A 20207-nucleotide genomic window follows, 5' to 3' on the forward strand; every position below is an offset into this window, starting at 1 on the left:
CACGGGGAGCGGGACACGATGAGCCAGTACCACGGGGACGACGACGGCATGGACGAGGCCCTGGGAACGGTGACCCAGGTCGCTATGACGGTCGCCGCGCGGGTCGGTGAGCGTCGTGCCCGCGACATGGAGCGCCGTGCCCGCCTGGCGCAGGCGAGCAGCGAGCAGGAGGCCGCCGAGACGGCGCAGCGGTCGCGTGCCGAGCAGGCCGCGGCACGCGCTGCGCTGGCGCCGGTCCACCAGGACGGCTGGTGGGAGGGCGCGACCGTGCGGGAGATCACGAAGGCCTACGAGACCGCGAAGGCATGGCGTGACGTGGACCCCGCCGCGGTGCGCGCCGAGGAACGCATCACCGAGCAGGTACGCCGACGGTATGGCGTGGACGTGGCCGAGGACAGCGACCCGGCCGCCGTGGCGGAAGCGATCGAGCACAAGGAGCGGGCCCGCGCGAGAGCAGACGATGACCGCTCGGACGCGACGGAGAAGACCGGCAAAGCGGTCGGGCTCGTCGCGGACGCGGACGTGTTGGACCGTCGCGTCCGGGAAGAGACCGACCGGATGCACCAAGCCCTGGCTCGGGGTCGTCTGCAGGAGGCCGGTCGCCACGGCGCGCAGGCTGACCACGCACAAGATCAGGCGCAGGGGAAGCGTGACCAGGCCGGGCACCTGTACGACTCGGCCGAACGCCGCCAGGCGACCGCGAAGAGCCTGGACCACGTCGAGAACCGCACAGCGGTCCAGGCGCGGATGACCGCCGACGTCGCCCAGGCACGCCCCGCGACCGATGCCGTCACCCACCAACCCCGTCAGGCCCCCAGTCCCCGCCCGAACCGGCAGGCGCCGGCCCTCACGCGGCAGACGCAACGGGGCATGACCGGACGCTGACGAGCAGCATCCTCGAGATGGCCCCTCTTCTGGCGAGAAAACCTCACTCTCAACTGTGAAGAGTCAGTTATCAATGATTTTTGCGAAAAATGACAGACCCGGGAGTCATTTCACCCATGAGTTGTGGAACGGTGACAAGAGTGAATCCCTTGTTCTTCAGGGCCTTCACGATGCCGGGGATGGCCTTGACGGTGGAGGGGTGGATGTCGTGCATGAGGATGATCGAGCCCGCTCTGGCGCCTTCGACCGCTCGTCGGGTCGTCTCCGCGACGTCCCGGTTCTTCCAGTCCTCGGTGTCTACGTCCCACAGGATCAGCGGGTGGCCGAGGGTTTTGGTGGTGGCGTCGAAGGAGCCGTACGGCGGTCGGACCAACGTGGGCCCGGTCGACCCAGTGATCGGCCGCAATACTCGTTCGGTGTCGTCGAGTTCTCGCTGCTGTTGCTTCTTGCTGAGTCGTCGCAGATCGCGGTGGTCCCAGGTGTGGTTGCCGATGGCCATCCCCATAGCTGCCGCCCGGCGAACGACCTCGGGTTGCGCTTGCACGTTCTGACCAAGCGTGAAGAAGGTTGCGCGGACATTCGCGGCTGACAGCTCGTCCAGCAGGTGCGAGGTGTATGGCCCGGGGCCGTCATCGAAGGTGAGAGCGACGCACCGTCGGGCCTGGCAGTCCACGGACTCAGGCGAAGGAAGTGCAGGGGCGGTCGCTGCCTCGGTGGAGGGTTCGTCGCCAGCTGCGTCGCTAGACGACTCATTGGAGGCTGCGCTGGGTTCTGGGCCTGTTTGGGCGGCAGCCACTACCGCGCGTCCTCGGTCGGAGAGGAACGCAGCGGCCTGATCAGCCGGGATCTCTGTGGCGAGGTTCTTTACTGTCAGTGGTGCGGCGATGCCTTGGTCGATGATGACCCGTAGCCCGCCTCGTGGGGTGATCGTGATGTCGGTCAGGGCGTCCTTCGCGGTGACGCCATCGCCCACGCCGTCTTCGCCTGCCTGGGAGGAGACTCGTGTGAGTACGGTCTTGAGGAAGTCATCACGTCGAGCTGGGTCGATCAGGTCCAGCGAAGGCGCCGCCCAGGTGCCTTCGCGGTCACCGTAGAATGTCTTGTGGGTGATCGCGCCTTTAGCGCCTTGCGGGACTAGGGCGGTCAGGCGCACGGCGGCGATCTGAGGCGACCACAGCACAACGACTCCGCTGACGTGCAACTCCGCCTGGTCGTCAACCTGAGCCAGATGCTCTTTGAGCAGCCGTGTCGTCTGTGCTCGCATCGTCTCGTTCAGAGCGGTCGCGGCTGGCACCTCGGGCCAGCGCATGACATATCTGTGGTCAGTTCCCTCACTTGAGTCCTGGCCGAAACTGAGCCCAGGAACTAGAACCTCTGGGACCTGTGGACTGTCGTCCCACGATGCTGATGCAGGCCGGATCGTGACCGATGGGTTGGCAGGACGAGTGTCAGGCGAGGACGCCTTCTCCGCTGCTACGGGATGACTTCCCTCGCTGTGGGTGGCAGGGGTGCTGCTGCACCCGGACATGACAAGACAGGCGGCAACGAGGAACGATGCCAGAGTGGTGGGCGCTGCTTGGCGTGGTCGAGGCATACGTAGCTCCTGCTATAAGGGGCGTAAACAGTCGGGCACGCCATGGCGGGCCCGACTGCTTACGTGGGATAGATGTTTTCTGGTCAGAAGATGGGCTTGGCGTCTTTGCAGACCAGGCCAGATGCCGGGAGTGCGCCGGTGAGAAGGTAGTTCTGCATGGCCTTGGTCACGCAGACGCTCTTACCGCCAGCTGCGTGGCCGAAGGCGTCGAGGGTCAGCAGCCGCGCACCGGGTGACATGGCAGCGACGGCCTTGGCGTTGGCCAGGGGCGTCGCAGGGTCATGGGTGTTGCCGATCACGAGCAGAGGGTGGGCAGGCTTGACGTTGAAAGGCCCCCAGTAGGCCCCGGAGTGAGCGCCGGGCCATCCGGCACACAGCGAGCTCTGCCAGGTCCACAGAGGCGTGAACCATGACGTCTTGGCGGATTGGGTGGCGTAGGTGTGCCAGGCCATGGGGTCCTTCGGGTTCACGCCATCGGCGCAGATGACACCCGCCTGCCGGAATGTATCGATCCACTTGGCGTGATCCGCGTATCCAGTGACGGGAGAGACCACGGGGCCGGGCTTGACTACCGCCAGGCCCGGTGGGACGAGCCCGGTGGTCTTGGGCCTGTTGACAGCACGAGGAGTCTTCTTGACCACAGTGAGGTACTCGTCGTGGATCCAGTCCATGAACGATGTCGCCTGATCAGGTGAGTAGAGGTTCTCCATGGCGGAGCTGATGGTCTCCGCCTTGGTGAAAGTGTGTTCCTTTGTCTTGACCGGCCCCTTCGCCAGGCGTGTCATGAGCTGGTTCCACTCGCTGGCGATGCTGGCCCCGTGCTTGCACTTCTTGGGCCCGGCAGCCTTGCATGCCGCAAAGAGAGCTCGCAACGACTCGTCCGCGCCCCTGCCTGAGCCGGTTCGGGCACTGCTGGGGATGCGGTCACTCTCGCCCGGCTTCCCGGTGGTCCAGTCGACTGGGTCAACCACGCCATCCAGGATCAGCGCCCGCACCTTGCTGGGGAACATCGCTGCGTAGGTAGAGCCGAGAACGGTGCCGTACGAGACGCCGTAGTAAGAAAGCTGCGGGTCCCCGACGGCCTGACGCATCAGCTCCATGTCCCGGGCGACGTCGCCGGTGGACATGTGGTCGATGATCGGGTGCCCGACCTTGTCGCAGGCCTTGCGCTCGAAAGTGTCACGCACGATCTGCTGCTTGGCCTCAGCTGCAGACAGCGGAAAACCGTCAGGCTTGCCGGGCGCGTCCTGCTTGCTCCAGCACGAGGCCTGGCTGTCGACGCCGATGCCGCGTGGGTCCATACCCACGACGTCGAACTGAGACGTGATGGGCTTGCCGAGAGCCTCCATAAACATCTCCATGCGCGAGCTCGCGCTGGTGCCCGGACCGCCCGGGTTGACGAACACCGACCCCTTGGCCTTCTTGGCCTTCGCCTTGTGCCGAACCACGTTGAGCAAGATGCTCGCCCTGCCCGGTCGCGCATAGTCCAGCGGCACCTTCACCGTCGCGCACTGCAGATGCAACTTGTCGAAGTCAGGCTCGTCGCACTTCGTCCACCGCAGAGTCGGGGTTGCCGGGACCTGCGCCCCCGGCTGCGGCCAAACCGGAGCAGTGCTCTTCAACGTCGCCGGAGCAGACGTGGGGGTCGGGGCTTCAGCTGCCGCAGGTACAGGTGCAGCTGCTGCGGCCGGGAGCAAACCAGCAGCCACCACAGCGGCGCTTGAGATGCCCAGCGCACGCCTATGACGAGTGGCGCGCGCCGAGACGGCGTGGTGTCCAAAGATCATGATCTCAGTCAATCTTTGCTGTTTGTGAGGGACAAGACGGGTCAGGGAGCGAGACGGTCAGCGCCGCACGGCGGAGCCCGAGCCTCCTGCCACGTGGATGGTGCGCCAGGTGCGGCCGCGGTCCGTGTTTCGCAAAAGACCCCGGAGACTGCAGGAATAGCAGTCAGTTTGTCTTCTTCGGCGCGCAGCGCCTGCCAGCCGGTGGCGGACCTCGGCGCCCCGGGCACCTCGGTGACACCGGATGCTGTTCGACGCAGCACCTTCAACTGACCAGACGAATCGGCAGCGGCGAGGACCAGGCCGTCGTCAAGGGCAGCGACGAGCTGACGCCCATCGCTGGCACCCACACTTCGTCCGGCAGGAGGTGTCGGCACGCCGCTGAAGTCCCAGGTCCGCCCCCCATCGCCACTGACTATGAGCGACACTTGGTCGATCGGCTGAGCACCCGCAGATAGAGCGCACCGGGCATACAACCAGCGCCCAGTAGGCGAGGCCGCCCACATGGTCGGGCTTGCACAACCCGTCACCCGCTTCGAGGGGACGATGGCGCGGTAACGCCCCTGGACATCGACGACCCCCCCGCTCGCGCCGGAGCTGCCCCCGTCGAGGGTGGGCAGCACGACGATGTCGTCGCCGCGCCGGACGATCCTGGGCCCGATCGGGGCCGGCGTCTTAGCCGACCAGGGCACCACGGCATCGAGCGTCACACGGGAGCCGTCCAGGTCGCTCCGGCGGATCCTCACGACAGGTTCCCCTCGGCTGCTCGAGAGGTCCAGCGTGGCGAGAGCCAGAGGATCGGGCGCGGACGGGGTGACCGACAGGTCGGTCACCCTCCCCTCGGGATGATCCAGGGGACGCCAGGTCCGGCCCCCATCGGTGGTACCCAGGAGAGCTCCACCGAAGGCCCAACCACGCTCGGCATCGACGAAGGTGACAGTGGTGACGGTGGTCCGATCGGCGCTCGTCGCCTCCAAAGGAGCAGGGCGGTCGATGAGCACCGACCGAACCTGCCATCGGCCGCCATCCGAGCCTGCGGCCACGACGGGGCATCGAGCCCCGGAGTCCGAGCACACGGCATCGCCGAGGGCATAGGTCGTACCGCCAGGAGGACGACTCACCGAAGTGATGACGAAATCGGGCGGTGGCGCCTGCCCGACCCGGGCCCGGTCGGTGACCGCGGCGCTCCGAGCAGTCTCCAGGGGCTCGCGGTGCAGGAGAACGCCACCGGTCACCGCGACCGCCACGGCCGCCGCGGTGGACACTGCCACCATCCAGGGATTCAACCAACTGAAGCGGTCGCGGCGTCTGGCATCTACGATGCGTCGCCACCGCAGGTCATCGCTCGGCAGCGGGACAATTTGGTCGCGTTGGTTGCGGAAGAACATCGCGACCGGGTCGTCGTCGCGGGGGTCGGGACCGGTTCCGCCAGAGTCAGACGTCATCGCACACCGTCCAGGAGAGAGGCCAGACGTCCGCGGGCCTCGTAGAGATCGCGCTTGACAGCACCGGTGGACTTCCCGAGCTGCTGGGCAACGACGGCCACGGGCAGGTCCGCGAAGTAGTACAGCAAAACCACCATGCGCAGGCGGTCGGGAAGCGATAGAACAGCCTCCCTCACGGTGAGCACGGACGCAGAGTCCGCCGGGAGAGCCCCTCGATCGTGGTGGACCTTCGCGTAAGCCATAGCCTCTCGACCACGCTTGCGCCAGTGGTCACGGACCAGATTGCCGGTAGTGGTGTACAACCAGGCCCGCGGCTCCGACACCGAGTCGACGTGGTGAAGCAGCCGCACAAAGGCCTCGGTCGCCAAGTCGTGGCCCAGGTCCCGATCGCCCACCAGGCTTGCCGCCCACCCGGCAAGCCTGCCGTAGTACACCTGATAGATGTCGCGCACCGCAGCCTCGGCCGTGGCGCCGCCACGGTACGACACAGACATACACCCCCTCCACACTCGATGCTCGGGGGCGAGACTAACTGCTGTCATGCCCCCTAAGACGCCGCAGGAGCGGCCTTGGTTGGAGCAACTAGCCAGCTGGTGTCCCGCGTCATCCTTTCTGGCAGACCGGTTGTGAGGGCATGATCGGCGTCTGAGAGCAGGAGGGTCAGGACCCGCGTTCGCCGCGCCACCCACGGGGCCGAACCAGGTCTGGCAGCTCGACTTCTCCGAGTGCGAGACCACGGGCGGTGGGACCTGGCGCGTGGCCGGGGTCGTGGACTACTTCAGCAAGTACGAGTTCGGCTGGCACTGGTCACCCACCGCGAACCAGCACGACGCGATCGCCGGGGTCGAGCTGGCCCTGGCGGAGGCCGAAGCGATGCTCGACGGCGTCACGCTCGTGGGTCCTGCCCCCGGTTCTTGGACACGCTGAATCCAGCATCTGCTGGGGAAGCGAGATGATCTGAGGATCATGGCCAGGAAGAACTACTCCGATGAGTTCCGTCGGCAGGCCGTCGACTTGTACGAGTCCACGCCCGGGGCCACGGTCCGGGGCATCGCCGAGGACCTGGGCATCGTGCGAGGCACGCTGCGTCAGTGGCTGCAGGTGTACGGGACCGGTAAGAAGACCGCGGCGGACGGGACGTTGACCGCCAGCCCGTTGCAGTCGCCCGTCCCGCGAGGGGCGGTGTCGGTGGCAGCGTCGGGCCCGCTGGGTGAGACGGCTAAGCAGAAGGTCGTCCGGCTCGAGGCTCGGGTGCGTGAGCTGGAGGTCGAGACGACCAAGCTGGCCACCGAGCGGGAGATCCTTCAGCGGGCGGCCAAGTATTTCGCCGGGGAGACGCGCTGGTGAGTCGCTTCCAGTTCGTCGCCGACCACCAGGACGCCTTCGAGGTGAAGCGAGTGTGCGAGCTGGTGCAGGTCCACCGCTCGTCGTACTACGCGTGGCGCGCTGCCGCCGGCGCGCGGGCCGAGCGTGCTGAGGCCGACACCGCGTTGGCCGGGCGGATCCGGGCGATTCACGACGAGGACAACACCATGGGTGCGCCCAGAGTGACCGCCGAGCTCAACGATGGCGCCCCGGTGGGCGAGAGGGTGAACCACAAGCGGGTCGCGCGCGTGATGCGGGACCACCAGATCGTCGGGTACGTCAAGAAGCGGCGCGTGCGCACCACCGTGCCCGACCAGAGCGACCAGAAGTACCCCGACCTGCTGGGGCGTGACTTCACCGCGCCCGCGGCGAACCAGCGGTGCGTCGGCGACATCACCTACCTGCCGCTGTCGTGCGGGCGCAACCTGTACCTGGCCACCGTCATCGACTGCTACTCGCGTCGTCTGGTCGGGTGGGCGATCGCCGACCACATGCGCACCGCCCTGGTCATCGACGCGCTGCAGGCCGCCGCCGCGACCCGAGGAACTCTGCAAGGAGGCATCTTTCACTCCGACCACGGGTCGGTCGGCGGATTCAACTGGTCGTCGCAACACCCTGAGCAGGAGGGTGGTGCGGGTCGTGGCGACCGGGCATTGGAGCATGAGGACCGGCGATGTGCCCGAGGGGGTGCGTCGGCAGTGGCGTGCTGATCGGGCGTTGCGGCCGCCGATGCGTTCCCCGGGCCGTCCGCAGCCGTCGCGGGCGGTGCAGCGGGAGTTCTGGCGGGTGATCGCGACGGGGGTCACGACCGCGCAGGCCGCGTTGGTGGTGGGCGTGTCCGTGCCGGTGGGGATGCGGTGGTTTCGTCACGCTGGGGGGATGCCACCGCTGAGTCTTGGTGCCCCGTCCGGGCGGTATCTGTCGTTCGAGGAACGTGAGGAGATCGCGATCCTGCGTGCCCAGGGGGCGGGGGTGCGCTCGATCGCCCGACAGCTTCAGCGCGACCCGGGCACGATCAGTCGTGAGCTGCGCCGCAACGCCGTTACCCGTGGTCATCGGTTGGAGTACCGGGCTGTCGTGGCGCAGTGGAAGGCTCAGGAAGCGGCCAAGCGGCCGAAGGTCGCGAAGATGGTCACGAACCCGCGGCTGCGCGCCTACGTCCAGGACCGGCTCGCCGGGCAGGTCTGCCACCCGGACGGCACGGTCGTGGCCGGCCCGGACGCCGGCGAGTGGAAAGGGTTGAACAAGCCCCGACGCGCTGACCGGCGCTGGTCGAGGGCGTGGAGCCCCGAGCAGATCAGCCAACGGTTGTCGATCGACTTCCCCGATGATGAAGGCATGCGCATCAGCCACGAGGCGATCTACCAGGCGTTGTACATCGAGGGTCGTGGCGCGCTCAGACGCGAGCTGGTGGCCTGCCTGCGTACCGGCCGAGCGCTGCGTCACCCGCGCGAGCGGTCCCGGAACAAGGCCCAGGGACACGTCACCCCCGACGTCGTCCTCAGCCAGCGGCCGCCTGAGGCCGCCGACCGGGCCGTGCCGGGGCACTGGGAAGGCGACCTGATCATCGGGACGGGCCGCTCGGCGATCGGGACGCTGGTCGAGCGGCACAGTCGCGCCACGATCCTGGTCCACCTACCCCGGCTGGAAGGGTGGGGCGAGCAGCCCCCGGCCAAGAACGGCACCTCACTGGGCGGGTACGGCGCCGTCGCGATGAACCAGGCCCTCACGGCCGCGATCAGCGACCTGCCGCAGCAGCTGCGCACGACGATCACCTGGGACCGCGGCAAGGAGCTGTCCGGGCACGCCGCGTTCACGATGGCGACCGGCACCCGGGTGTTCTTCGCCGACCCACACTCGCCCTGGCAGCGGCCCACGAACGAGAACACCAACGGGCTGCTGCGCCAGTACTTCCCCAAGGGCACCGACCTGTCCCGCTGGACCGCGACCGACCTACAGGCCATCGCGTACACCCTGAACAACCGGCCCCGCAAGGTCCTCGGATGGAAGACACCCGCAGAAGTGCTCGGCGAGCACTTACGATCGCTGGAACAAGCCGGTGTTGCATCGACCGGTTGAACCCGCCGTCTACACGAGCAAGGACTACGCCGCCGTGTGCCGGCGGCTGGGAGTGACCCAGTCCATGGGCGCGGTCGGCACGAGCGCTGACAACAGCCTCGCCGAGGCGTTCAACGCGGCCGTCAAACGTGAAGTTCTCCAAGGACGAGCGCGCCTGGCCCGACGAGGCCACCTGCCGCCGCCAGCTGTTCCGCTGGCTGACCCGCTACAACACCAAGCGCCGCCACTCCTGGTGCGGCTCACCTGCCCCAACGACTAGGAGACCACCACCGCTACGCTGGCGCCCGCCGCGTAATCAACCCCCGTGTCCAAGAACCGGGGGCAGGGCCCCGTCGACCATCCGACGGATCCTGACACTGGTGAGATCGTCCCGATCACGCTGGTCACCGACAACGGCGGACCGTTCCGCTCGTTCCGGTTCGAGCACTTCATCACGGCCCACCCCGAGCTGCGCCATGTCCGCACGCGCGTGCGCACGCCTGGGCAGAACGGTGTCCGCGAGCGGGCCTTTCAGTCGTTGAAGTACGAGAGGCTCTACCGCGAGCAGATCGACGACGCTCTCGACCTGGTCCGCGAGGCCGACGCCTTCCGTGTCGAGTTCAACACCGTCCGCCCGCACGAACACCTCGCGTGGAACCGGCCCGCAGAGGTCCACCACGGCCTGGCCGACCCGACCATCCCCACCTTTCCCGCACCCGAAATCCTGCCAACTACTTGACGCGGGACAGGGGTGAGCAGCAGGCATAGTGACATCCTTCCAGCAGGACCCAAAGGCCCCACAAGTCAGTGTCAACTAGATCTTCAGCAGTCCCCTCCGTCAGATGGCACGAGACAGGTCAGGGGATGACGGGCTCGGTCCAGTTAACCTTGTGGCCGGTGGCTTTCTCGCTGAGGGTCACGAGGCCAGAGGCAATAGTCTTCGCGAAAGAGTGGGCGCCAGCGGTCGTCGGGTGCGTCTTGTCGGGCTGCAGGATGTCGGGGTGCGCCTTGGCGACGGCGTTCCACTCAGTGACTATGACGTTGGGGTGTTCGGCAGCGACCTTGCGTAGGACGTCGTTCGACTGGTCGATCCAGTCGCTGCGCCCATAGATCGTCATGAGCACGACCATGCGCCTGGGCCCGATGACATCGAGCGCCTGGCGCAGGTCGTCCTCCTTCACCGAGCCATTGGTGCCGACATCGATGACGACGGCACGTCGAAGTCCGCTGCTGCGTTCGCGGATAATTCCGAGCGCCTCGTCCCACTGGCGGTTGGAGCGGCCATCCAGGTCAACGCCAGGGTAGTACCACTCGAGCGCGGCGGCGGTGGTGGCGACCATGGAGTCGCCGATGATGGTGATCTCGTCGCCGCGAGGCATGGTGAAGGTAGAGTTAGGAGCGATGTGGCCCAGACCAGTGGGGCGAGGAACAGCAGGTGGATACTTCGCGCCTTTCTTCTCTTGGATGCCGTTGAAGTCGCCGGTCAAGGTGGGGGTGGGCGCTGCTGGCGCAATGCTGGTCGACGTCACAGCGGCAGTGGTGAGGCTGGGCGTCGAGGTGGGCATTGGGGTTGCCGCTCGACGGGCCTTGATCTGGGCGAGGAGGGTGGCGTTGTCTGCGGCCATTCGCTCGGCGGCGGTCTGGGTGGGTGCGATGGCGAGGCCGATGCCAGACATAACCAAGCAGAGAGCGCCGAGGGCTGTGGCGACTCGCACGGGTAGGACAGTGCGTCCCTCGCCGCGCAGGGCAGTTCCCCAGCGGGCGAGAGTGGCGCGGAAACCGTCGCGGCGAATGGGCATCTCGATGAAGACGTAGGAGGCTTCGGTGATGAGCAGCGTCAGGGCGACAGCCAGCAGCCGCACGAGCGTGTACCGGGTGGTTCCGGGGGTGCTAGGGAGGGCGGAGTCGGTGAGAAGGATCAATGGCCAGTGCCACAGGTAGAGCCCGTAGGAGCGTTCGCCGATCCACCGCAGTGGTGGCAGGTCCATGACTGCGGCCCACCATTGGGGGCCAGCGAGTAGAGACGCGATGAGCGCAGCGGATGACAGGGACGCGAGGAAGAGGCCGCCACGAAAGGTGAAAGCTGTCGTCTCCGAGAGGGTCAGCAGCAGTATGGCGAGAACGGAGAGGCCTCCGAGCAGGATGGCGCCGCGGGCCCGCTGCCATGGGTCGCTCCACAGGACGGAGTGACCGGGCGAGCACCAGGTGAGGGCGAGGACGACGCCGATCATCAGGCCGAACAGATGGGTGTCGGTGCCGTAGTAGACGCGGGTGGCGGCAGCGGGGTCAAGCATCACGCTCATGAGGACGGCGGACGCGATGGCCACGGCGGCGACGATGGTGACGCGCGGGCGCAGGGTCCTGGTAGTGGCAAGCAGCAGGATGAGAAGCACCGGCCAGAACAGGTAAAACTGCTCCTCGACGGCGAGGGACCAGAAGTTCATGAGCAGCAGCGGCTGCGTGGCGGCGAAGTAGTCGGAACCGGCGGCAATCTCGAGCCAGTTGGTGGAGAAAGTCCCGGCGCCGAGAGTCTGCCGACCCATGTCGAGTAGCAGCTCCCGGTCGACGACGAACGCGAGGCTGATGGCTCCGACGACGACGAACACGAGGGCGGGCAGCAGGCGGCGGGCACGGCGGAGGTAGAAGTCGGTGAGCGAGACCCGGCCGGTGCGTTCAAGCTCGCGCATGAGCAGAGTGCTGATAAGGAACCCGGAGACGACGAAAAACACATCCACGCCGATGAACCCACCGGGCAGCCAGTGCCGGTCGAGATGGAATACGAGCACGGATATAATAGCGATGGCGCGCAGCCCGTCGAGCCCATTGACGCGGCCCCTGCCGGCGCGGAGACCGACAAAGTGCGACCGTGCCGGTGGCGTGCCAGTGCTCACGACTCCTCCATTCTCGGTATTCGACCTCACGGTAGGTGGCGAGATAAGCGGCTCTTCCTACCTGAGCGTGGGTTCATGGGGTGAGTCCGCCGGCGATGAGCAGGCAGCGTAGGCGGTAGTTGTCGCGGTTTCGGAAGCCTCGGGCGATGCGGCGGTGGAGCTCGATGAGGCCGTTGACGGCTTCGGTGCCGCCGTTGGACGCGCCGCCCGTGTCGAAGTACGCGAGCAGGGGTTCGGCCCACTGCTTCAAGGTCTTGCCGAGGCGTCTGACTTCGGGGATGGGGCAGGTCGGCAGCACGCCGAGGAGGCGTTGCGCGGCTGCGCGGCCGGTCGCGGGCGCGTCTGCGTGGAACAGTGCTCGCACGTCCTGGGCGACCTGCCAGGCGATCTGGACCTCGACGTGGGCGTCGTTCGCGGCGAACGCGCTGGTCAAGCGCGTCTTCTGCTTGTCGGTGAGGTTCTCGACCCCGGCGCGCAGGATCGTCCGCACCCGGTACAAGGGGTCACCCTTGCGGCCGCGGTGCCCGAGAGTGGCCTGTTGGACGCGGCGGCGGACGTCGTCGACGCAGCTCGTGGCGAGCTTGACGACATGGAACGCGTCCACGACGGCGGTCGCGTCGGCCAGGTGCTCGCTGGTCGCGTTCTTGTACCCGTGGAAGGGATCCAACGTCGCGACCTCGACTCCCGCGCGGAAGGCATCGCCGCGCTGGGTCAGCCAGTCGCCGTACACGGTCCCGGACCGCCCAGGGACCAGGTCGAGCAGCCGGGCCCGGACTCGTCCGTGCTCGTCACGGGTCAGGTCGACCATCCCGGTGAGCATCTTCGGGCCCCGCTTGCGCTGGTCAACGTGGTGCCACACATGCTCGTCGACACCCAGCATCGTGACCCCGTCGAACCGGGCCGGGTCCGCATCAAGCTGCTCGAGCCGGGCACGAACGGCGTGCCACACCGTGTTCCACTGCACGCCCAGCTGCCTGGCCAGGCCGGCGATGGAGGCGTGCTCGCGGCGGACCTGCTCGACTGCCCAGGCCACGGCCCGGGTCGTGAGCAACGCCCGCGGCGCCGCCACAGCCTCGTCCTGCTCGCTGAAAGTCCCACCCGCACAAGCCGGTTCGGGGCAGACATACCGTCGCTTGACCCACACCAACCGGACCGGCCGCCCGAACGAGGGCACGTCCACCAGCCTCACGTCGTCACGGTCGTGCGCGTGCGCGACGACCCCGCACACCGGGCACCCCGTCACGTCCGGCACCGACTCGACCCGCACCACCAACCGGTCTGGATCCTCGTCGCAGGCGACGTCCAGGACCCTCATCCCCGACAGGCCCAACCAGGCATCACACGACGAGCACGAACCAACGGCAAGGCAGGGCGAAGTAGAGTCAGGCACAGTCGAGGTCCTTCGGCGATCGGTGCGAGGTAGAAGTCCTCCGATCCTGCCAGGGACCTCGACCCCTACCCCCACCCCACCACCGAGCCCGCCGCCGTGCTCAACCCACGCTCAGGTAGGAAGAGCCAGATAAGCGGAACCCGTCACCTACTCTCGTCGGCGCGGCGAAATCCGTGCGATATCCAGCCCTTGCCGGGCCGTTTGCTCGATGCAGCTTACGGACCGTCCATCGTGATGGTTGAGTTCGAGAGCGCACTGAGAGGGCCTTACCGACTCTTCGGACTTGAGCGTGGATTGAGCACGGCAGCCGGGTTGGTGGTGGGTCGGGGTTAGGGGTCGAGGTCCCTGGCAGGATCAGAGGACTTCTACCCCCCTCTGATCCTGCCAGGGACCTCGGCTGTGCCTGACTCTACTTCGCTGTGCCCTGCTTCTGGTTCGTGCTCGGCGTGCGACGCGTGGTTGGGCCTGTCCGGGATGCGCGTGCTCGGCGTTGACGACGACGAGGGCCAGGGCTGGCTGGTGGTCAGGGTGGAATCGGTCCCGGACCTGGTCGGCTGCCTGGTGTGTGGCGTCGTGGTCCACGCCCACGACCGTGACGAGGTCCACCTGGTCGACGCCCCGTCGTTCGGTCGCCCGGTGGCCTTGGTGTGGGTCAAGCGACGGTACGTCTGCCCCGAGCCGACTTGCGCGGGTGGGACCTTCGTCGAGCAGGACGAGCAGGTCGCGGCGCCGCGGGCACTGCTGACGACCCGCGCAGTCGCCTGGGCGGTGCAGCTGTCCCGTGCCGGGTGTGTCTGAGTCGCCCCGGGAGTCGTGGAGGGTCCTCTCTGCCGAGAGGATGCAATACGGGGTGACCTCGTATGCTGCTCACCAGCCCTACCCGAAGCTCGTCACGACGTGCGCGTCGCCCGAGAACACAAGATCCCCGACGCCCTCGCGCCCCTGATCGCCGCCGGCGCCCTGGCCGACAAGGGATACATCGGCATCGGGCCACCGGGCTGTTCGCGCGTCGGGGCCTGTCGGTGAATGAGAAGGCTGTCATCAGCGCTTCCCAAACACGACTCCGTGCCCGAGGCGAACGCGCCAACGCCCAACTCAAGTCCTGCGGGCCCTCCGCCGCTACCCTGGTTGCTCACTCCGCCTGAGCACCATCATCACCGCCTGCATGCTCATCAGCGCAGTTCAGAGCACCGAATGAAGAAGACTCCAGAGTCACTGGGTGGTCTTGGTGCGTGTGATGGTCACGCGGGCGTCCTTGGCGCCGGGCTCGAGGTGCAGTCGCACCACCGCATCACCGGGCTGGGAGGTCACCTTCGCCCCGGTCGCCTCGACGGTGTAGCCCGCGGCCCGGATCCGCTCGGGCACCACCACGGTGGTCTCGTCGTCCGGTCCGGCGAGGGTCTCGTCGGGCCGGACCGCTGACCAGGCCATCGTGAAGATCCCCTTGTCGCGGTCGTAGCCGTAGGCCGAGGGGCGCCCGGCGACCCGGTCGGGGTGGATGACGGCGATGGCGTCGAGCTTCTTCCAGTCGACGTTGTCCCCGGTCGGGTCCTTGCGCGGGTCGAAGACGAGGGCCTGCTCGTTGCCCGGGCCTGCGGTGGTGGGGTCGCTGCCGGTGTAGGCCCAGTACTGCCAGCCGACGAGGTTCTTCGCGGCGAGGTCGGTCTGGGCCCGCAGCACGTCCTGGGCCGTGATCGCGCCGAACTCGGTCATGAGCAGGCCGGACCCGGTGGCCGTGGCGTGGTCCTCGGCGTTGGCGAAGACCGTGGCGTCCGGGCCGGCGCAGCCCGTGTAGCGGTGCATCGTGGCCTGGTTGACGCAGTAGTCGTGGAAGGACAGGGCCAGGTTGGTGCCCTTGAGTCGCACGTGGGTGGGCTTGGCGATGTTGAAGAACTGCATCGGCTCGTAGTAGACGGTGGTGCGCGGGTCGACGGCCCGGATCGCGTCGACCGCCTTCTGCTGCACCACGGACAGGCGCCCGTCGGCCTTGGGGCAACCGTTGGCCCCCAGGCACTCGAGGTAGCCGTGGCCCGGGAAGGGCTCGTTGTAGAGGTCGTAGCCCATGACCCCCGGGACATCCTTGAAGTGAGCAGCCGTGTGGCCCCAGGCCTTGGCGTAGTGCGTGGCGATCCCGACCCCGTCGGAGGCAGGAGCATCGTCGTAGAACGAGTCGTAGGAGTTCTTGACGCCCTCGTTGAGGAAGTAGTTCCCGGGGAAGCCTGCCTTGACGATGTTGGGTGCGCCCTTGTCGAGCACGGCCCAGTCCGGCCACCCGTTGCCCTGGAACTTCGGGTTGACCATGTCCTGGTGGAAGTCGAGCAGGCTGCTGATGCCGTGGGCGTGCAGCAGGGCGACGGTGCGCTCGATCCGCTGCAGGTAGGCGTCGTCGTACTTCCCCGGCGACGGCTCGACGCCGGACCAGATCACGCCGAGGCGCACGCTCGTGAAGCCCTGCTGCTGCAGGAAGGCCGCGTCCTCCTCGCCGAAGCCCACGGCGTCGGGGGCGTAGGGCGCGTTCTTCTCCACCTCGTTGACGCCGTGGGTGATCACGACCCGACCCTGACCGTCGACGATCCAGCGGCCGTGGGACTGCCAGCGCTCCACCTCGCGGGCGCGGGTGGTGACCGTGGGCCTGGCGGTCCCGGTCGGGGTCTGCGGGGTGTGGGTCTGCGCGGGGGCGGCCAGGGCCGGGAGAGCCGGAGCAGCAAGTGCGAGACCCAGAGCGAGGAGGGTTGCCGGGCGTGTCATAGGGGGACCCTACTCAGTCATGACTGAGGTTCTCTCGCCGGCTCATGGTGATCAGCCTGGCGGGGCGTAGCCTGTGGCAGTCTTGGCTGGCCACCGTGAGCCGGTAGGAGAACCTGACCGGCGAGAGATCAGGGGCGGGGGAGCTTGCAGGCGGGGCCGGGGTTGAAGGCGCTCGCCTTGAAGCAACCTGCGGCCCACCAGGTCTGCTGCCCATAGGTGGTGCCTGCGGGTGCGGTGACGCCGTTGCGGCCTTCGCAGGGGTTGTTCTCCGAGCAGGGAGGCCCGTCGCCGGTCTGCACCGTGTTGACGACCCCGACGATGTCGCCGGAGCTGTCATCGATCATCGGTGAGCCGCTGGCGCCAGGACGCAGCCCGGTGCAGCTGTCCCCGGCCAGCCGCATGGAATCGTTCCAGGTCCAGTCGCCCTCGCGCAGCACAGGAACGATGGCATCGACGGCGCAACCGAGGCCGGCGGTCTTCCAGTATGCCGACGGCACGTTGACGGCCGTGCCGGGAGCTGGCCGAGTCGTGGACAGGGCACGCACACGCACGTTCGCCGAGGCGAGCTGGGAGTAGGTGGTGTTGGTCCGCACGACGGCGATGTCGGTGCGGTTCATGGTGGCGTAGACGATGCGCTCGAGCTTGATCTTGCGGACCACCCTCATCTGGCCCTCGTTGCCGGACATGACCTGGGCATCCGCAGATCCGGAGGGCCATGCCTGATCCACGACGACTTCGGTGCCGTTCAGGCGGCCCGCAGGCACGCAGTGCCCGTTGGTGAGCACGAGCGCCTTGTCGCGGTCTTGCGAGCCGGGCAACCGGACCAGCGCCGCGGAGCAGTTGTGGATCCGGACAGTGGAGTCGAAGTCGTCGAATCCCCCGGCGGCCTGAGCCACCGGCGATGAAGCCACCACCCCGACGGCGGTCAGACAGATCGATGCGGCATGGACGAGGACAGGTGATCGCATGATGTCTCCTCGAGCGTGGATCGGGATCGGGCGCACCGCCACTGCGTGACCCGCACCACCCATCATCACCTACCCCGACAGCAGCACGCTCGTCGAATCCCGTTGCGGCACAGGGAAGAACAACTATCCATGACCTCATGGACGCCAAGCCGGCCTCCCGCTGGTGAGAGAAATCAGCAATAGATTATGATTCTCATTATGTATGGGTGGCGTGATGGGTAGGTCTGTCTCCTGGGCGGCGGCTGCGGTGCTGTTGGCGGTGATCCTGCTGTCCGCCGCGACGGGCCCGTTGGACACGGGCCTGGTCCAGGTTGCCCAGATCGTGGCAGGTCATCTCCTGCCAGGTATGCCGTGGATGGTGGACGGGTCCATCACTGCGAGCCAGGACCAGGCGGTGTGGAGCTTCAGGTTGCCCCGGTCGCTGCTCGCGGCCGTCGCCGGGGGCAACCTTGCCCTTGCGGGGGCGTTGCTTCAGGTCACGGTGCGCAACCCGTTGGCCGAGCCCTACATCCTGGGGGTGTCGGCCGGGGCGGGTCTGGGGGCGGTGGTCGCGATCGTGGCGGGGGCCACCGCGCTGACGGCTGTGACGCTCAACATGATGGCCTTCCTGGGGGCGGTGCTGGCCATCGTGCTCGTCTATGTCCTGGCCCAGGACCAGGGGGTCGTCGTCCCGGCGCGGCTGATCCTTGCGGGGGTCGCGCTGGGATCGCTGCTGTCGGGCGTGACGAACTTCCTGTTGATGACCACCGAGGCGCAGAACATCTACAGCGTCTTGCACTTCCTGCTCGGGTCGGTGTCGGCGGCGACGTGGGCCAGTCTGGTCCCGCCGGTGGTCGCGCTCGTGGTCGGGCTGCTGGTGGTGCTTCCGCGTGGGCGGCCGTTGAACGCGCTGCTCGCCGGGGACGAGGCGGCGACCGCCCTGGGGGTCGACGTGCCCCGGCTGCACCGCGCCCTGCTGCTGGTCGCGGCTGTCCTCACGGCGAGCACGGTGTCGGTGGCGGGTGGCATCGGGTTCGTCGGCCTGATCGTCCCGCACGTCGTGCGCATGGTCGTCGGTTCGGACCACCGTCGGGTGTTGCCGCTGACGGTCCTGGGCGGCGCGGTATTCCTCCCCTCGTGCGACCTCCTCGCCCGCAGCGTCGCCGAGCCGGTCGAGGTGCCGCTGGGTGTCCTGACCGCTGTCGTCGGGGCGCCTTTCTTCCTCTGGCTCATGCGACGAAAGGCCGTGTGATGGAGCTCCGGTTCAGCGATGTCCACGTCGAGCTGGGCGGCAACCCGATTCTGGGCGGTGTCGATCTCGTCGTCCCGTCCGGTGAGGTGGTCGGTCTCGTCGGTGCCAACGGCAGCGGCAAGTCCACCCTCCTGCGGGCGGCCTATCGCGTGCATCGACCCTCGAAAGGCACCGTCCATGTCGGCGGTGACGACGTGCACCGGCTCCCTGCCCCCGAGGTGGCGCGCCGGATCGCCGTCATGGCGCAGGAGATCACCAACGACTTCCCCATGACCGTCCTGGACGTCGTCCTCCTGGGGCGGGTACCTCACCAGCGCGGGTTCGGGGTGGACTCGCCTGCAGACCTTGCCCTGGCCCATGACTCCCTCGCCGAGGTCGGCGCCGCTGACCTGCACCGACGGGTCTTCTCCTCCCTGTCCGGAGGTGAGAAGCAGCGCGTCCTTCTCGCCCGGGCCTTGACCCAGCAGGCACCCGTCCTGATCCTCGACGAGCCGACGAACCATGCGGACCTGGGCTTCCAGCATGAGCTTCTCCACCTGGTCACCCACCGGGGCGCCACCGTCCTTGCCGCCCTGCACGACGTCAACCTGGCTCTGACCTATTGCCGCCGGGCCGTGGTCCTCGACCAGGGGACGGTATGCGCGGAGGGTCCCGTGGAGTCCGTCCTGACTCCAGCCGTGGTGGACCAGGTGCTCCGGGTGTCGTCTCGTGCCCTGCCGGACCCGCGCGGTGGCACCGTCCTCTCCTTCCGTCGACCCTCTACCCCTACGCGGACCGACCCTGTCCATGAGTTGATCGGAGCGCAGAGCCCATGACGTCCACCTACGACCGCCTGCTGGCGAGGCGATCCCGATGCTTCGGCGCTGTCGCGCTCGCCGGGATCTCGATCCTGCTGACCGGGTGCGGCGGCGCGGTCACCCCCACCGGGTCGTCGGCCTCCTTGCAGGGAGGCCGCTCCCACGTGACCATGTGCGGCAAGGCCGCCACCTATCCCGCTACCGTTCGACGGATCGTCGCTCTCAACCCGGGTCAGGCCGACCTGGTTGCTCGGTTGGGGGCCGGGCGTGCCGTCGTGGGTGTCGCCCAGACGGACGGCCAGCCCGTCCCGCCGTCGGTGAGCTCGGCCGGCGGCAACCCGCGTGTGCTCAGCACCATGGGCCCCCCGGCGCGTGAGGCTCTCCTGGCCGCCCAGCCCGATCTCGTGCTCTCGCCGACGACATACGAGTTCACCGGCGAGAAGGGCTATGCCACGCAGGAGCAGCTCACGGCAGCGGGGGCATCGACGTATGTCGCGGCGGCCGGCTGCCCCGCTCGCCGATCCACGGCCGAGGTGACCGACCTGCTGAGCGACATCGACGCGCTCGGTGCGATCCTGCACGTCCAGCCGGCCGCTGCCGAGCTGCGTCGCCAGGCCGAGGCACAGCTGCGGGCCGCTGCTGACCGGGCTCGCGGCAAGCCGCAACCGACCATGGCTCAGCTTTTCATCGAGGGGGACACCATCACGGCCATCGGTGCCGGGGTCGAGCACAGCATCGGCAAGGCCGCCGGTGGCCGCAGCGTGTTCACCCCCCAGGACCCGGCCTTCGCGTCCTTCTTCGCCGCAGAGGTCTCCCGCGAGACGCTGCTCGCGAAGAATCCCGAGGTCATCGTCTTCGGGACCACCGGACCCGAGCACGAGCATCGCACCCGGGAGTGGCTGCGCCGGAATCTGCCTGACATCAAGGCTGTGCGTGCCAGCCGGCTCGTGGGCATCCCTGCGGCCCAGCTGCTGCCCGGCACCTGGGGCAATCTTGACGCCGTGACGACCATCAACGCCGCGCTCTACCCGGGCTGAGGACTGTCCGGGGC

Annotated in this window: 16 protein-coding genes and 2 pseudogenes; 10 read left to right on the forward strand and 8 right to left on the reverse strand. The window is 67.9% G+C overall.

What is annotated here, in order from left to right:
• Nucleotides 1-18 precede the first annotated feature (18 nt).
• A complete protein-coding gene (locus tag MM438_RS15595; protein ID WP_241454402.1) occupies nt 19-885 on the forward strand; it encodes a hypothetical protein in 867 nt (288 codons plus the stop codon).
• A gap of 70 nt (nt 886-955) precedes the next feature.
• Here MM438_RS15595 and MM438_RS15600 read toward each other — a convergent pair whose 3' ends face one another.
• The 4 genes from MM438_RS15600 to MM438_RS15615 all read right to left on the reverse strand — a co-directional run bounded on the left by MM438_RS15600 (nt 956) and on the right by MM438_RS15615 (nt 6202).
• Nucleotides 956-2194: a polysaccharide deacetylase family protein gene (locus MM438_RS15600; protein ID WP_241454403.1), complete on the reverse strand. Its 1239-nt coding sequence runs from the start codon at nt 2192-2194 to the stop codon at nt 956-958.
• A 368-nt stretch (nt 2195-2562) separates the two neighbouring features.
• The gene (locus tag MM438_RS15605; RefSeq protein WP_241454404.1) at nt 2563-3981 is read right to left on the reverse strand and encodes an alpha/beta hydrolase; all 1419 of its coding nucleotides are present in this window, start codon (nt 3979-3981) and stop codon (nt 2563-2565) included.
• 326 nt (nt 3982-4307) lie between these two features.
• On the reverse strand, nt 4308-5651 hold the full coding sequence (locus MM438_RS15610) for a hypothetical protein (protein ID WP_241454405.1): 1344 nt from the start codon (nt 5649-5651) through the stop codon (nt 4308-4310).
• A gap of 53 nt (nt 5652-5704) precedes the next feature.
• Nucleotides 5705-6202, reverse strand: coding sequence for an RNA polymerase sigma factor (locus tag MM438_RS15615; protein ID WP_241454406.1), 498 nt, complete (start codon nt 6200-6202; stop codon nt 5705-5707).
• A 151-nt stretch (nt 6203-6353) separates the two neighbouring features.
• Between MM438_RS15615 and MM438_RS16870 the strand changes: the two genes are divergently transcribed.
• From MM438_RS16870 to MM438_RS15640, 5 genes and pseudogenes are all read left to right on the forward strand, one after another.
• Nucleotides 6354-6635 (forward strand): integrase catalytic domain-containing protein, encoded by a 282-nt coding sequence (locus MM438_RS16870; protein ID WP_338155568.1) that lies wholly within the window; start codon nt 6354-6356, stop codon nt 6633-6635.
• A gap of 39 nt (nt 6636-6674) precedes the next feature.
• A pseudogene (locus MM438_RS15625) lies at nt 6675-7660 on the forward strand (IS3 family transposase); the annotation flags it as partial.
• Nucleotides 7661-7733: 73 nt separating this feature from the next.
• Entirely contained in the window at nt 7734-9152 is a 1419-nt protein-coding gene (locus MM438_RS15630; protein WP_241450126.1) for an IS30 family transposase, read from the forward strand.
• 7 nt (nt 9153-9159) lie between these two features.
• Nucleotides 9160-9409: pseudogene (locus MM438_RS15635) on the forward strand (integrase core domain-containing protein); the annotation flags it as partial.
• Between the two features lie 47 nt (nt 9410-9456).
• The gene (locus MM438_RS15640; protein WP_241454408.1) at nt 9457-9870 is read left to right on the forward strand and encodes an integrase core domain-containing protein; all 414 of its coding nucleotides are present in this window, start codon (nt 9457-9459) and stop codon (nt 9868-9870) included.
• A gap of 118 nt (nt 9871-9988) precedes the next feature.
• On the opposite strand, the gene MM438_RS15645 is transcribed toward MM438_RS15640, so the two are convergent.
• Nucleotides 9989-12022, reverse strand: a complete 2034-nt coding sequence (locus tag MM438_RS15645) for an acyltransferase family protein (protein WP_241454409.1) — start codon at nt 12020-12022, stop codon at nt 9989-9991.
• A gap of 73 nt (nt 12023-12095) precedes the next feature.
• Nucleotides 12096-13412, reverse strand: coding sequence for an ISL3 family transposase (locus tag MM438_RS15650; protein WP_420914044.1), 1317 nt, complete (start codon nt 13410-13412; stop codon nt 12096-12098).
• Nucleotides 13413-13892: 480 nt separating this feature from the next.
• Here MM438_RS15650 and MM438_RS15655 point away from each other — a divergent pair, with 480 nt between their 5' ends.
• The gene (locus tag MM438_RS15655) at nt 13893-14210 is read left to right on the forward strand and encodes a transposase family protein (RefSeq protein WP_241454414.1); all 318 of its coding nucleotides are present in this window, start codon (nt 13893-13895) and stop codon (nt 14208-14210) included.
• 414 nt (nt 14211-14624) lie between these two features.
• On the opposite strand, the gene MM438_RS15665 is transcribed toward MM438_RS15655, so the two are convergent.
• Both MM438_RS15665 and MM438_RS15670 read right to left on the reverse strand, forming a co-directional pair.
• Complete coding sequence (locus MM438_RS15665) at nt 14625-16160, reverse strand: cellulase family glycosylhydrolase (RefSeq protein WP_241454416.1); 1536 nt, start codon at nt 16158-16160, stop codon at nt 14625-14627.
• Between the two features lie 128 nt (nt 16161-16288).
• Nucleotides 16289-17128: a trypsin-like peptidase domain-containing protein gene (locus MM438_RS15670; RefSeq protein WP_241454418.1), complete on the reverse strand. Its 840-nt coding sequence runs from the start codon at nt 17126-17128 to the stop codon at nt 16289-16291.
• A gap of 214 nt (nt 17129-17342) precedes the next feature.
• Between MM438_RS15670 and MM438_RS15675 the strand changes: the two genes are divergently transcribed.
• Genes MM438_RS15675 through MM438_RS15685 form a run of 3 tightly spaced genes read left to right on the forward strand, consistent with a single transcriptional unit; the run spans nt 17343 to nt 20193 of the window.
• On the forward strand, nt 17343-18359 hold the full coding sequence (locus MM438_RS15675; RefSeq protein WP_241454419.1) for a FecCD family ABC transporter permease: 1017 nt from the start codon (nt 17343-17345) through the stop codon (nt 18357-18359).
• Nucleotides 18359-19174 (forward strand): ABC transporter ATP-binding protein, encoded by an 816-nt coding sequence (locus MM438_RS15680; protein WP_241454421.1) that lies wholly within the window; start codon nt 18359-18361, stop codon nt 19172-19174. Before MM438_RS15675 ends, MM438_RS15680 begins: the two co-directional genes overlap by 1 nt.
• Complete coding sequence (locus MM438_RS15685; RefSeq protein WP_241454422.1) at nt 19171-20193, forward strand: ABC transporter substrate-binding protein; 1023 nt, start codon at nt 19171-19173, stop codon at nt 20191-20193. Before MM438_RS15680 ends, MM438_RS15685 begins: the two co-directional genes overlap by 4 nt.
• Nucleotides 20194-20207 lie beyond the last annotated feature (14 nt).

The sequence above is a fragment of the Arsenicicoccus dermatophilus genome (assembly GCF_022568795.1).
In the GTDB taxonomy this organism is placed as follows: Bacteria; Actinomycetota; Actinomycetes; order Actinomycetales; family Dermatophilaceae; genus Arsenicicoccus; species Arsenicicoccus dermatophilus.

Excerpts from the sequence above, each read along its gene's own strand:
- MM438_RS15630 (WP_241450126.1), top strand. The coding sequence starts at position 7,734 with ATGAGGACCGGCGATGTGCCCGAGGGGGTGCGTCGGCAGTGGCGTGCT.
- MM438_RS15685 (WP_241454422.1), top strand. The coding sequence starts at position 19,171 with ATGACGTCCACCTACGACCGCCTGCTGGCGAGGCGATCCCGATGCTTC.
- MM438_RS15680 (WP_241454421.1), top strand. The coding sequence starts at position 18,359 with ATGGAGCTCCGGTTCAGCGATGTCCACGTCGAGCTGGGCGGCAACCCG.
- MM438_RS15610 (WP_241454405.1), bottom strand. The coding sequence starts at position 5,651 with ATGTTCTTCCGCAACCAACGCGACCAAATTGTCCCGCTGCCGAGCGAT.
- MM438_RS15665 (WP_241454416.1), bottom strand. The coding sequence starts at position 16,160 with ATGACACGCCCGGCAACCCTCCTCGCTCTGGGTCTCGCACTTGCTGCT.
- MM438_RS15670 (WP_241454418.1), bottom strand. The coding sequence starts at position 17,128 with ATGCGATCACCTGTCCTCGTCCATGCCGCATCGATCTGTCTGACCGCC.
- MM438_RS15615 (WP_241454406.1), bottom strand. The coding sequence starts at position 6,202 with ATGTCTGTGTCGTACCGTGGCGGCGCCACGGCCGAGGCTGCGGTGCGC.
- MM438_RS15675 (WP_241454419.1), top strand. The coding sequence starts at position 17,343 with ATGGGTAGGTCTGTCTCCTGGGCGGCGGCTGCGGTGCTGTTGGCGGTG.
- MM438_RS15600 (WP_241454403.1), bottom strand. The coding sequence starts at position 2,194 with ATGCGCTGGCCCGAGGTGCCAGCCGCGACCGCTCTGAACGAGACGATG.
- MM438_RS15595 (WP_241454402.1), top strand. The coding sequence starts at position 19 with ATGAGCCAGTACCACGGGGACGACGACGGCATGGACGAGGCCCTGGGA.